This is a genomic window from Bacillus sp. EB106-02-03-XG38 (assembly GCF_058792175.1).
The window spans coordinates 1320823-1334436 of the sequence record NZ_JBYTED010000001.1; the positions used below are offsets into that span (position 1 = coordinate 1320823).

Consider the following 13614-nt stretch of genomic DNA (forward strand, 5'->3'; position numbering starts at 1 on the left):
AGGCAGTTTATTTTGTTTACAATTATACTTAGTCGAAAGAAGTTCGTGAATGAAATATTACTTATCTAATTAAGAAGAATTTAGATTCCAGCCCAAACATCTTTTCCATATCGTCCTTCATCTTGCACACGTTCCAACCAATCCCTTGCTTCTTGTTCACTGACTTCATGAATTTCTTGATATGCTTGACAAAGGGTATCTTCTACATCAGGAGCCATTTTACTTCCATCACCACATATATAAAGATGTGCTCCATTATCTAATAACGAAATTAAATTGATTCTATCTTCTTTTATTAAATGCTGTACATATGTTTTAGGATGTCCTTCTAAGCGAGAAAAAGCTGTGTGTAAAGAGATTAATCCATCTCTTTCATCATTTTCTAGTTCTGTACGATAGAGATAATCTTTTTCAGGATGACGACAACCAAAATATAGATGTGCTTGTCCTAAATTCATACCTTTTTGCTTTTGAACACGACGCGCTTGCAAGAATCCACGGAATGGTGCAATTCCAGTACCTGGTCCAACCATGATAATTGGTGTTTCTGGATTTGCAGGTAATTGAAAGTTTGATTGTGGCGTTCGAATGAAACAAATAATCTCATCTTTATTCTGTCGCTGAGCTAAATAATTAGAAGCGACTCCTTCATATGTCCCTACCCCACTCCATGCAGGTGCATTAACAACACCAACCGTAATGCTCAGACGATCCTGTGCAACGAGTGGATAGCTTGAAATAGAATAGTAACGCGGTTTGAGCGCAGGAAGAAGTTCTAAAAAGCGTTCAAATCGAATTTCACAAGCCTCATACTTTTCAAGAAGATCCAACATTGATATACGTTTCTTTAATATTTGCTCATGATAAACTCCTTCTTCCAATAATGATTCCAATTCCTTTTTATGAGGAGGGCATGCTGTGAATGTCACCATTTCTCGTATTTGTGCTCGAGTGGCTGCTTCTTGCACTTCTACACTATAACTAAGAAGGTCAAATAAACTAACAGGACTGTCTAAAGGTATGTGATTTACACTACGCCCACTTGCGCTCAATATGACTTGATCCTTCCCGTTTAATCCAAAGCGTTTTAAAATTCGGTTGACATTTTTCTCACTATTAATTGGCAGCACCCCAAGGTGGTCACCTTCTTTATACGTAGCGCCTTCTGGCAAAGATATCTCAATATGTCGCGTGCTTCTTTCACTGCTAGATGATTGAAGTTCACGATTTTCTAGTATAGATGCATAAACTGCTTCATATGTTCGGGCAAGAGGAGATCCTCCAAGACGACTAACAAATTGTAAACTTAATGTACTGCGTTCTTTCTCCATGTTTTTGTTAAGTTCCAATCCAAATGCCTTCATCGCATCAGACCACATACTTTGTTTCCATTGCTCGAGCTGTTCCTCGAAATCACCACTTGCATCCGCTTCCCCGCGTTTAGAAAATCTTGTTGCTCCTTTTTGAGCCATTTGCTCATCAATGTATCTTGGAATTCTCTGATAAGTACTAGCCCAATTGTGATCTCCACAACCAAACACTGCGTATTGAACACCTTTTAGCTCATCCGGTTTTAATTCCTCCAACCATTGCACAAACTGCCCTGCATTACTTGGCGGCTTTCCATTATAAGAAGAAGTTACAATAAGAATCGCTCCTTCTTTTGGCAGACTTCCAATTCGATCGTTAAGAGCTACCACTTCCGTTTGAACACCTTCTAAACTAGCTGTATCTGCTAGTTCTCTTGCAATACCTTCTGCTACCCCTGTATCCGATCCATACAGAACAAGAAGTGAAAGATTATCGGCCCCAATAATAGAAGGGGTCTTCTGAACTTGCTGCTTAATTTCATGGTTTTTCAGTTTCTCCTCTTTAGGCGCAAGAACAGTAGTATGGCTAATAGTTTGATTTCGGGGTAGAATCCTAATTTTAAAATCACCAGGCTTTAGCGTTAATGTTTGTTTTACGTCCAGCTGATAGTCTTGATAATCAATGAATTCAAAATGTTGAAGAAGCATTCCCATTACGAGTGTAGCTTCATGAAGTGCAAACTGCATACCGATACATGCTCGTTGACCATTTCCAAATGGCTTATAAGCATGATGAGGAACCTTATCCAGCTCTTCAAATCGTTCAGGTTGGAATTCTTCCACATTGTCTCCCCACGCGTCTTTATCCCTATGTAGCTGTGGAATAAGAACAGAAATACGATCTTCTCCTTTCTTAATCGGATATTTCCCACCAATCACTGTATCTTCTTTTGCATAGAGACTGAATGCTGGAGCAGTAGGCCATAGACGTAGCGATTCATTTAAAATCATCCGGATATACTTTAGTTTCATAACTTGTTGGTATGTTGGAGTGGGATCTGTTAAAACCCGATCTACTTCTTCATAGGCTTTTTTCAATTTAAATGGATTCTTTAATAAAAAATAAATTGCAAAAGATAATAATCCACTTGTTGTTTCATGCCCAGCTATTAAAAAAGTGATAATTTGGAAACGAATATTTTCATCATCTAATTTTTCACCAGTTTCCGGATCCTGCACATTTAACATACGGGAAAGTAAATCATTTTCTTCCTGATTTCCACTACTTTTACGTTCGGCAATAATATTATCTACTAAAGAAAACATAGATTGAATATCATGCTGAAATTGACGTTTCGTTCTCCACATGAGTTTGTCTTCTATATCCAGCCGCTGTAATTGGTGCATCGCCTCATCTAGAGCACGGCTCATGCTAGTAATAAAAGGATGAGGGGTCTCACGATAAAAGCTATTAAATCGATAATTAAAACCACATAGACCAATTGTATCCAATGTAAGGCGAGTCATATCCTCCGGTACATCTACGCTTTCATTCGGATTAAGCCGTGCCCATTTTTGAACGAGTTGTACGGCAAGATCGACCATCATAGCATGATAATCTTTCATTGCCCGTTGGCTGAATGTAGGCATCAAAATATTATGAGCTTTTTTCCAGTTAGGCTCATGAGTCTCACTTGTAAATAATCCGTCTCCAGCAAAGGCACGAACTTTCGCTAAAGCACCCTCTATACTTTTATCAAATCGTGTTTCGTCACAGACTTCTGCTACCAGTTCATGTCCAGAAACGACAATGATGGTATCACTTAAAGTTTGAATTTGAAAAATGGGACCATACTCTTCCGCTATCTTGATAAAGGATAGGGTCGGTTTATCTTTATCGATTAATGGAAGATTCCCCAGCAATCCATATGTTTTCGGTTGAGGAATGGCAGATACTTTTTTATCCATTAAAAACACCCTTTCAAAAAAATATAAAATAAAATATTCCATTCAATAAAAAGAAGATAGCAATGAATCGCCTGGGATAAAGCTATGTAATTGATTACCTTATTTTATCTTTTCCCTAACTATTCACGATTATGATATTGCTTATAAGGTTCATAATCTAAGTTGTTTGTTGCTATTACATTTATAACTTGCAGAAAAAATACTAAATGAAAATGAAGTGTATTATGATAATGTTTATCAGAAATTGAGAGCTAAAGATTGTAGTATTTGGAAAACCAGTAGCTTCTCATATCAATTCAAACAAATACGATAAATAAGTATACTGTGTTGCTAATGAAAAAGGATCTGATATGAATATCAGATCCTTTTTACTATATATAATTATTTCAGTGGTTCTTTTCCAGCTTTAAAGACCAGCGCCTTAGCAGCAGAAATTCGCATTTCTTCATAGTCTAACTAAACAGTAAAAACTTATAAGAATCATGATCTAAAGTTTTATTTTTCTCTACCGATTTAACCTCTCGACAGCTTCCGCACTTGTATCTACACGTTTAACGAAAAAAACCAATAGTAGTGCAACAACATTCATGCCAAGCGCTACATAGAACGAATATTGAATTCCGGATAATAAAGCCTTCTGAGTTAACATTGCCTTCGTAGCTTCTGTGAAGGTTGTTGGATCTACATCAGCCATTAGACTTTCAGCTTTTGTTTTTGTTACAGAATTCATGATCGTAACAAGAATAGCAGTACCAATTGACCCAGATACTTGTTGAGCTGTATTATTAACAGCTGTACCATGCGGATTTAAGCGCGTTGGCAATTGATTAAGGCCATTTGTCATAAGCGGCATCATCACCATCGCCATCCCAAACATCCGCAGTGTGTAAATAAGAATAATATGCGTGTGACTAGAGTCGAGTTGCAGGTTTGCCAGCATATAAGTTGAAACGGCTGTAATGGAAAGTCCTACTATACCAAGAATACGAGGGCCATATTTATCAAATAGTTTACCTGTAATTGGTGACATAATCCCCATTATTACCGCACCTGGAAGCATCATCAGCCCAGAGCTCAGCGGCGAAATACCGCGGACGTTTTGTACATAAGCTGGGGTTAAAATCATACCCGAAAACATAGCCACTGCGTTGACAATTGCAATTACAGACGCAAGTGCAAACATTGGGTACTTGTAAACACGTAAATCCAATAACGGTTCATTCATTTTTAATTGACGGATAATGAAAGCAATTAGAGCAATAGCGCCTATGATTAAGGTTGTTAAAACAACTTTATTCGTCCAACCATCGGAACTTGCAGAACTGAATCCATACAACAGACCGCCAAAACCGACAGAAGATAATAATAATGAGAGATAATCAAGTTTTGCATTTTTATTTTGCTTCATGACATTTTCCGATTTCCAAATCCCTAACAGTAAGCTAATGATTGCTAATGGTAATATCATTTCAAAAAGCAAACGCCAGTCATAATACTCTACAATATAACCCGATAGTGTCGGTCCAATTGCTGGGGCTGTAATCATAACTAACCCAAAAATCCCCATTGCTGTTCCCCTTTTTTCCCTCGGAAAGCTTACTAGCATAATATTCATTAACAAAGGCCCCATGACTGAAGAACCTGCTGCTTGAACCATTCGGCCAGTCAATAATAAACTAAAGTTAGGTGCTAAAGCCGCTAAGCCTGTACCAAGAATAAAAATCAACATAGATGTAATAAATAAGCTCCTATTGGAGAAGCGGGTTATTAAAAATGCTGAGGCTGGAATTAATATACCACTTACAAGCATATACCCTGTAGAAAGCCACTGGATCGTTGAATAATCACTAATGTCTAAATCCTTCATTATGGATGGCAAAGCCACATTTAAAAGCGAGTTATTTAGAAATGAAACAAATGCCCCAATAAAAAGGATTACAAGCATTAAATATGGTGGCTTTCTTTTATGTAATGTTTCACTCATATATTCATTTACCCCTTCATTATATATTCCATTAATTCGTTTAAGCCGTTTGCATATCTGCACAAGAATACATTGCCCTTGCAGTATTTTGCCAAACTCTTCGGATGGATATTCTCTTTTTAGCAATTCTATTTGCTCAACATAACATGTTACAATCTTTTTTATTGATTAACCCTCTATAAACACGTTTGTTAACAGAAATTAAATTAGGTTGAATGTTGAGGTGGAGTTGTCTTATTGCCCACAAATAGTAAGATAAATCAACAAGTCCATACACCTTTTAAATACAGGCTTGTAAATCTAGTTATGTAACCATTCATAAAAAGAAATATTACATAGGCTAAGTCTAACATTACATTTTTAAAGTGAGGGGAATAAGCTTATGCACCAATGTTGGTATTTGAATTCAGAGGGCAACGGTGAGCAATATAATAACCAAATTGCAATGTCATCATTATATTTACAGCCCCAAATAGCTAAAGCTGAGGGAATGAATGATTTGAAGGTTCCTGAGAATTGGAGTTATCGAGTTTATCCATTTGGTTGGGATTCACCAGCTAATTATACGGGTTTCAATCCCCAGCCCCCTCCCTTCTCTCTAGGTCAGCCAATCCATTATGCAGGGTTGATGCCCCAAGGACCTCCCGCTAATTGGGCTCCATTACAAGGCCATACGGGTTTTAACTTTCAAAAACCTCACTTCCCCTGGGCTCAACCATTCAATCATACAGGCATGTTCGCACAAGGTCATCTTGCCGCTTTACTATCGCCACCAGCCAAAGCTTTTAATTTTAATACCAATAATAACTGGGGTATTTTTGGAAACCCTCCAGGATGGGGAGGACAGGTAAGTCCTATGGGATGGGGGAATAACGTTCAGCCGGGAATGTTTGGAAACTTACTTACATTAGGAAAAGGCACCATGAATGGAATCGGAATGCTTAGTAGTCTAATGGGTATGGGAAAGTTCTTCTTTTAGTTAATTAGAACGGGAGGATAGATCCATAGCCAAGAATTAAAAACCATTTCCTTTTAATCTTCTCAAACATACTCCCTTCAAGTTCGTTTCCTCGTTTTTCAAATTATAAAAACATCAAGAAAAGACATTCCAAATATGGAACGTCTTCTTTCACTTTATAAAACCATTCAACAATCTGAAATATTCTAACCAACATACTCATTTAACTAAATAAATTGGTTAATTGCATAACGCTCTTCTAACTTTCCTTGCGAAATTTAGCGGATCATCAACGTCTTCGATATTAACGTAAATTAAATTTGGATCATCACATAACCACTCATTGTGTATAGACGAAACGATTATTCCTTGTTTAATAATTGTAGCAACAAATCCGTTGACTTCTTTTTGCAATAGCGCTATCCGGCCTAGACATAATGCTCGTCCAGTTTTATTATCTCGTGATTCGAATGAGAAGGAACTTGTTACTCTAAAACGTTTTCCTAAAATAGTTGCTTGTATTTCATCCCGATTTATTGTTGCCACGCATTTTCCACCGGCGAATCCTTCTTGGCCACCGATAATCTTTGCAAACTGTTGACAAATTAATTCATCATTACACGCCATACCTTGAATCATCCCCCCTTTTTTCTATTAGGTTATGAATGAATATTTAGGTCTGAAACGGTAATGAATCCATTCTATTACAAAAAGATTATCGGAATCTAACGAAGTCTATTATATGGTAAGGCATTTTCAGAGAGCATAAAAAAACACCCTAAGGTGCCATCTTCCGACTTGAGAATCATATCTATGTATGGATAAATTTAGAAAAGAGAAGGTTCTAACTATAATTTATAAAACAATTATGCCATGAATTACATACATATTTCCTTATTTACTGGGAGCAGAATCCTGTTATATTACTTTCTGATCAGTCTCGTTAAAGCCATCCCAATAAATCCAGCGCCCATTCCTACTAGCCATCCAGCATGGGTATCACCTAATATAGATCCCACTCCTCCGCCAAGAAACATGCAGCCAACGAATACTAATCCTCCAATTCCCCAATTCGGACGTTCCATAGTCAATCACATCCCTTCAATAAAACATATGCTTATAGTTATCTAAACTTTCTTGCATAGGATGGTTAATTATTTTGCTTAAGTTTAGCACTTTAAGGGCATTCAAAAGATGCGATGATTGGCCAATTTGAATGAATTGCAGAATGTGAATTTAATTTTTTCATATTATAATACCTTAAGAGTTGTGGAACAAATTCTTCTTCAACTAACGAATTAATAGAAGTATGGAGATTTCCCACAATTTATGGCTCCCCCCTCGTTATCATGTTAAGAAAAAGCAAATTCCACAAAAACGAAAATTATATGTATCATTAACTACTGTTAATGATGCGTTATGTCATACAATGGATTTACTATTAGAAAACTGTGAGGATGATTACGTTGATAAAATTTGGAATTAGTTATGCTGCAAGTCTGTTTGCTTTTATTTTTGGATGGTTCATGATTTCATATATTTCTCATCCTAGCTTTATTCACCCGAACGTTGTATTAGGATTCATTAAAACGATCGTCACTTATGGTAGTATACCGGCTCTTGTAGCTTGTCTAATTGGGGAAGTGTTATACAGGAAAATCAAACGATGTAGAGAATTTCAATTTGGGATTCCTGTATTTATAGGACAAGCAGTTATCTATACACTTATACCATTTCTTTTTCTTTTTCCCTTTAATTTATCCCATTTCTTTGATTTCGTTGCACCTGTTATTATGGGGTCCTTATCTTTTTATTTCGTACGTAGAAAAATATAATTAACTTCAAGAGTGTGACAGAAGGAAACCTGAGTGAGTAAAACCCACTGTATAACCATACAGAGCTCAAAGAACGCATCAATTCTTGCAAAATCAACAAGAAAAAGTATTTGCGGATTCTAGGTTTAAACAAAACGAGAACAATCAAAACGCCATCATTACTTCTCTTAAAAGAAGAACTGAAAAGATAGAGAAAAAAGAATAAAGGGCTTCAAGAAAAAAATAAGTAATTGCGTGAAAAAGGAAAGGTACAGCTTACTGATTACTTCATGCATTCATAAAAATAGGACCGTACATATTAGACATATCTAATATGTACGGTCCTTTCGTTTACTAGTCGTTCACTTATATCACCTAAAAATAAGTATGTGGTCCTTTTACAATTTGAATTTCTTTTTAAACTTCTTATATTTTCTATACGAATGTCTAACAATGTTTAACATAAAATACGGTATTTTAATAGGGAATGGAAATTTATAAATGAAAGGCAAATAAAATATAAAATATGCCTTTTCTAGGTCTCTCCACTTACTATCTTCTTTTGTTTTTAAGAAATCAGATACATCGACTACATATCCTCTTCCGTTTTCCATCATCACATTTTTCCCGTGAACGTCACAAGGAGTTAACCCTCGTTCCCTTGCATACTCTAATGCTTCATTGATATCAAAGATTACCTGCTTAGGAATTTTTATCCCCTTATGAATAGCATCGTATAAAGTAATTTCTTTTAAACGTTTCAATACTATGAAATTTTCTCCTTTATATATAAGCTTCGAATAAGAAGGATGGTCTCCAATTCTTCGGTATACTTCCGACTCTTTTTCAATTCCTTCTCCTTCTCGTGCGTAAACTTTCACTACCCAATCTTTGTACTCTTTGTGCATAAATACTGCAGCATAATTACCTATCCCTAGACACTTCCAAAGTCTAGGAATATCTTTAACTACTACAGGCTCGAATTCATCCTCACTTCTAATGTTTACCTCTTTTAATAATTCGTCCTTTATCAATCCCACAAAACTGTTTATACTCATCATTTCCACTCCGGTTTTGCTAAAAGGGGTCCCACCCACATTTTAACGAAAATATACACTAAGTGAATTTTATCATAAAACGAGACATCTTTTTTCTTAAAATGAAAAGATGACTTGTTTTATTTTAACTGTTGAATACTTACTATTTATTTCACTATTCATTACTAAAAACCTTATAAAAAACAATTCCCCCCACCATTTACGTATTTTCATTTTTTCAGAGACAACCGTATAAGAGCTTTTATTAGTGCAAGTTCTCTTCGTTTATTAGCCATGCTACATATATGTTTGTTCATCGCATAAGTATAGCTTAGCTTTTCATCTGAATCGGTAAAACAGGATGAACCTCGGTGCTATACAAAACGTTCTGGGGGTGGTATGAGCTTTTAACTTTATGGGCATAGGGCGGGACCCCATACAGTACAATTTTATTTCAAAGACACAACAATCTTGCTACACACTTTTTATTTATCCCACACTCTCATCTGCTAGTATTACTATTTTTTATTACTAATGTTGCCGTTTCACTCGGATGGCTAAGAGGAAAATGATGGCCATATGGAACAAAATCAACCTTACCAAGATGCGATGGAGCAGAATAGCCTCTGTCATACTCCCCCCAAATAATGTGAAGATTATACTTTGTTACTTCATTGAAATCACCTTGATCGTTTTTCAGTAGTAAACTGTTAAGCTGAACCGTAGTATTTAATATTCTAGGAGAAGTAAAACTGTTTCTTATTTTTTCAATATAATGTTCAGGAATGCTCTCCGTACTTTCAAACAAACCATTACTTAATAAATAACGCTCTATCAAATTAGTAGTTGCCAATTTTAATGCCCATTTGTTCATAAATTGAGGAACATTTAGCGATTTAACATTTTTTTTAGCAACAGGTGGCTGAAGTAAAGTGATTGCATACTTCTTATCTATGTACTCTTGTACCAATGCTTCTAGAAGAATAAACGCACCGAATGAATGGCCAATTAGATGTGCACCATTCGTAGCTTTCTCCAATAACTTTTTCACTACATTCAAATAGATATCTAGAAGATTTTTCTCTCGTTTAAAAGGAGAACGTCCCAAACCTGGAAGATCCAAAATCCATACAGGTTGACCAGTTTTTTCATGAAGCTCTTGTGCTAAAGGAAATAAATCCTCTCCATCACTCAATAAACCATGTAATAAAATAAACGGTTTACCCTTTCCTTGTAATTGGTAAAGGGTAGTGTTATCGCATAATGTTCGTTTAAATACATGATTATGCCGGCCATTTTGATACATCATTCGATAATCCAGATCAGCTACTACGGCAGGGAAAAATTTCATTACACTCGTCTTTTTAAACCAATCTCCTCCCATAATTTTTTCCGCTGAAACATTTGAAAATTTTTGTTTTGTAATAAAATTCAGTCCATCAGTAGGGATTTTTGTTATTTTACTTCCTCCACTATTCATAATTGCTTTCATAAATGGCATTGGAACAGAGATTTTTGGTGCCCTCATATTCATACTTTCCGACATAACACTTAATAATTCAGCAATGTTCTGATCGTGCTGTTTGTCTTCAACAAGTGTATATGTTTGAATAGTCGGTTGCTCCAATCTGAAAACCTGCACAATAAACTTCGCAAGCTCATCGTTTGAAATAAGTGGTAACCTATATCCCTTACCTCCAGGAATCACTGGCATGAGCCCTCTTCGCATACTCATCACAAGCAAACCTAATCCTGCTATCTGCTCTGTACTCCCTGTTTTACTACTACCGACTACAGTTGGCGGATTAATTACAGAAAGCGGATAACCTACTGCTGATGCCTGCTGACGGATATAAAGATCTGCTAAAAATTTTGTTCTCTCATATGGATTTTTTATTTTCAAATAATTGTTTCCTTCTTGAAACACATCAATTGCAATCTTACTATTTTTATCATCAAAGGGACTCATATAACCTACAACATGAATAAATTGTTGCAAGCCCTTCAATTGATGAATACTTTTAGCTAATTCACTAATATGTTTTGCGCCATTTACAAATACGGAAGATGCCTCTTTACTTGTCGCTTGAATATCCATGGGACCTCCTGCGTGAATAATCACATCCGTTTTCAATACTCTCTCCTTATCTTCAGCACTTAGACCTAAATCTATTTTCGTCAAATCACCTTCAATAAAGTGCATAACTGACTTTTTTAAGATGCCTCTTTCTTGAAAAAGGCGTATTGCTTTACTTTTCGACCTCACTAAAAGAAGAATTTTAACATCCTCTTTGGCTAATTGTTTCACTAATTGCTTTCCAATAAAGCCTGTTCCACCAGTTAAAAATACTGTTCTCATATAAGATCTCCTTTTTAGTACTATACAGTACTAATTTGATGTAAAAAAAATGCTTCTTTTATCGAAGCAATTTTAAAAAATGATCTGCTGTTTTCGTGATTACAGTTGCATCTTTCAATGTTTCTGAAATAAATAACGCTCCTTCAAGATTTGTAATAAAAAGTGATGCAACCTCATCAATATTAATCGTATTTCTGAATTCTCCATTCTCTACCCCTTGTTTAAGTAATAGAGAAACTTTCTCTTGTAATCCTGTAAAAAAAAGACCTATTTTTTCTTTTATTTGCGTGGCCTGTGTAGGACTTTGAATATAAAGAGTAATAAATGGACAGCCCCCCTTATACTCTCTCGACTGAACTCCTTGTGATAATTGCTTTAAAAACAGTTGGATACGATCTTCAACTAAAAATTGGTTCTGAGAAAGCACGTCATCAATTGCAGATTGATACATTTCAATCCAATAATCAACGACCCCTTCTAATAATACTTCCTTATTAGAAAAGTGATAATACACATTAGACTTTGAAACTTTGCTTACACGTACTAATTCATCCATACTTGTATAAGCAAACCCTTTTTCTAAAAATAATGTTGCAGCTACTTCAATCACACGTTTTTGATTCATTAATTTTACCTTTGTCATAACTAGAACTATATAGTACTAATTAGAATATTGCAAGTATTTATGTTAATTTTGAAAAAAGTTTGATTAAAAAAAGTTCCACTAACATTGATTTTACTGTAAAAAAATCTTATTTTGAATACAGTTAAACTGAACCCCGAAATTGTTAATTCACTATCGTCTCATAGGGGTCACCATACATCCCCATCAACTTAAGAAAAAGAAATGCCCCAAAACGAAAAAATGAGCGGCTTCTCAAAATAGCTATCTGTAGAGAAAGAAAATTTTAATTTAGGGGATATGAAAATATTAGCTTGATGGGATGGGATGCCGCCAGTATTTCGAAAAAATCACACTAAGGGTATAGATTTTAAACAGTTTTTCGGTTAATCCAATAACTGACAAGAGGATAGAAAAGTATAAAAAATGCATAGATCCATAGAACCAAAAAAAAACGATTCCCTTGTAAAATTAGGGAACCGTCTTTTTCTTCGCTATCGATAACAAAAATCAAATACGTAATATTTTATTTGTCGATATTTTTTAATCTTCTTTATCGATTTCTATTGTACCTGTTCTAGCACTAACTTTTAAACTATTTAACAGATTATCAGGTGTCTTAATTTCCACTTCATATTCAAATGTAGATTGTGTTAAGTTGTCATCTTCTAATTCGAATTCTTTTTTCACATTCATAATTTCTCCATTTGTATGCGCTAAAGAAATTTCACGAACTTGTTTCTCTGTGTAGTTTTCATTCTTTTTAGCATAATTGTAACCCATACCATAATATCCACCAACAATCGCAATACCACTTATTAAAATAGCAATTACACTTATTATTATTTTCTTTTTATGTTTTAACATTTTCATCCACTCCTTCATGATTAATCATCTATTCCAAATCTTGCTTCGAGTCCATTTTCTGCTTGCTCTAATTGATCTTCCAGTATATCGTATTCTTTTTCTTGCGCTTTATATTGTTCAATCGTTATCGTTCCAGCGTGATAATCTGCTTCTAGCTGATTATCAGACAGATCTATCTTGTCATCTAATTGATCAATTTCTTTTTTTGCTGCTAAGTACGTATTTAAGTTTTCTTCTTTTGATCCAACTGGTTTCGTGTTATTTGCCTTTTCAACGATAGATGTGACTTCGTTTTTGAAATCTTGTATTTGCTTCCTATCATTCGCAGCAGCTTGTGTTTTGATTGGTTCTTGTTGTAGTTGAGAACTTTCTTTTTGCAATGTATCATTCTCCACCTTCAGTTGTTGTACTTCCGTATTCTTATCAGCTTGAGTAGAACAAGCTGTTAAGAATACACAAGACATTGCTCCAATCAACATCCACTTTTTCATTCTGTTTTTCCTCCCTTTACATGTGCACCTTATCCTTGCCTTTATATTACTCAACAAACATTAAAGGAAGATTAATGTACAAAAAATAAAATGAAGACTTTTACGGGTAGCCCGACTTCCCCTAACTCCCTCGCATTCGCCGAATTTTGAAGGAGGAGTCTTACTGCCCGTTAATGCTGGATAAAATGATATAATTAAATCGTT

11 protein-coding genes are annotated in these 13614 nt (G+C 35.3%); 2 read left to right on the forward strand and 9 right to left on the reverse strand.

Going from position 1 to position 13614, the window contains the following annotated elements; genetic code table 11:
- Nucleotides 1-80: 80 nt before the first annotated feature.
- Entirely contained in the window at nt 81-3278 is a 3198-nt protein-coding gene (gene cypD, locus AC3WTI_RS06770) for a bifunctional P-450/NADPH--P450 reductase (protein WP_253621593.1), read from the reverse strand.
- Between the two features lie 505 nt (nt 3279-3783).
- Nucleotides 3784-5262 carry a DHA2 family efflux MFS transporter permease subunit gene (locus tag AC3WTI_RS06775; protein WP_087956712.1) on the reverse strand — a complete coding sequence of 493 codons (1479 nt, stop codon included), beginning with the start codon at nt 5260-5262 and terminating at the stop codon, nt 3784-3786.
- A gap of 382 nt (nt 5263-5644) precedes the next feature.
- On the opposite strand from AC3WTI_RS06775, the gene AC3WTI_RS06780 reads away from it, so the two are divergent.
- Nucleotides 5645-6241 carry a hypothetical protein gene (locus AC3WTI_RS06780; RefSeq protein WP_087956711.1) on the forward strand — a complete coding sequence of 199 codons (597 nt, stop codon included), beginning with the start codon at nt 5645-5647 and terminating at the stop codon, nt 6239-6241.
- Between the two features lie 219 nt (nt 6242-6460).
- On the opposite strand, the gene AC3WTI_RS06785 is transcribed toward AC3WTI_RS06780, so the two are convergent.
- Together AC3WTI_RS06785 and AC3WTI_RS06790 are read right to left on the reverse strand one after the other, a co-directional pair.
- The gene (locus AC3WTI_RS06785) at nt 6461-6847 is read right to left on the reverse strand and encodes a DUF1259 domain-containing protein (protein ID WP_142286555.1); all 387 of its coding nucleotides are present in this window, start codon (nt 6845-6847) and stop codon (nt 6461-6463) included.
- A gap of 296 nt (nt 6848-7143) precedes the next feature.
- A complete protein-coding gene (locus AC3WTI_RS06790; protein ID WP_175562458.1) occupies nt 7144-7305 on the reverse strand; it encodes a hypothetical protein in 162 nt (53 codons plus the stop codon).
- A gap of 372 nt (nt 7306-7677) precedes the next feature.
- On the opposite strand from AC3WTI_RS06790, the gene AC3WTI_RS06795 reads away from it, so the two are divergent.
- Nucleotides 7678-8055 carry a hypothetical protein gene (locus AC3WTI_RS06795; protein WP_087956709.1) on the forward strand — a complete coding sequence of 126 codons (378 nt, stop codon included), beginning with the start codon at nt 7678-7680 and terminating at the stop codon, nt 8053-8055.
- Nucleotides 8056-8432: 377 nt separating this feature from the next.
- Here AC3WTI_RS06795 and AC3WTI_RS06800 read toward each other — a convergent pair whose 3' ends face one another.
- The 5 genes from AC3WTI_RS06800 to AC3WTI_RS06820 all read right to left on the reverse strand — a co-directional run bounded on the left by AC3WTI_RS06800 (nt 8433) and on the right by AC3WTI_RS06820 (nt 13410).
- On the reverse strand, nt 8433-9092 hold the full coding sequence (locus tag AC3WTI_RS06800) for a protein kinase family protein (protein ID WP_087956708.1): 660 nt from the start codon (nt 9090-9092) through the stop codon (nt 8433-8435).
- A gap of 481 nt (nt 9093-9573) precedes the next feature.
- Nucleotides 9574-11430, reverse strand: a complete 1857-nt coding sequence (locus AC3WTI_RS06805; protein WP_097840762.1) for an alpha/beta fold hydrolase — start codon at nt 11428-11430, stop codon at nt 9574-9576.
- Between the two features lie 58 nt (nt 11431-11488).
- Nucleotides 11489-12055 carry a TetR/AcrR family transcriptional regulator gene (locus tag AC3WTI_RS06810; RefSeq protein WP_142286549.1) on the reverse strand — a complete coding sequence of 189 codons (567 nt, stop codon included), beginning with the start codon at nt 12053-12055 and terminating at the stop codon, nt 11489-11491.
- 540 nt (nt 12056-12595) lie between these two features.
- Nucleotides 12596-12919: a PepSY domain-containing protein gene (locus AC3WTI_RS06815; RefSeq protein ID WP_097840763.1), complete on the reverse strand. Its 324-nt coding sequence runs from the start codon at nt 12917-12919 to the stop codon at nt 12596-12598.
- A gap of 20 nt (nt 12920-12939) precedes the next feature.
- Entirely contained in the window at nt 12940-13410 is a 471-nt protein-coding gene (locus AC3WTI_RS06820) for a hypothetical protein (RefSeq protein ID WP_097840764.1), read from the reverse strand.
- Nucleotides 13411-13614 lie beyond the last annotated feature (204 nt).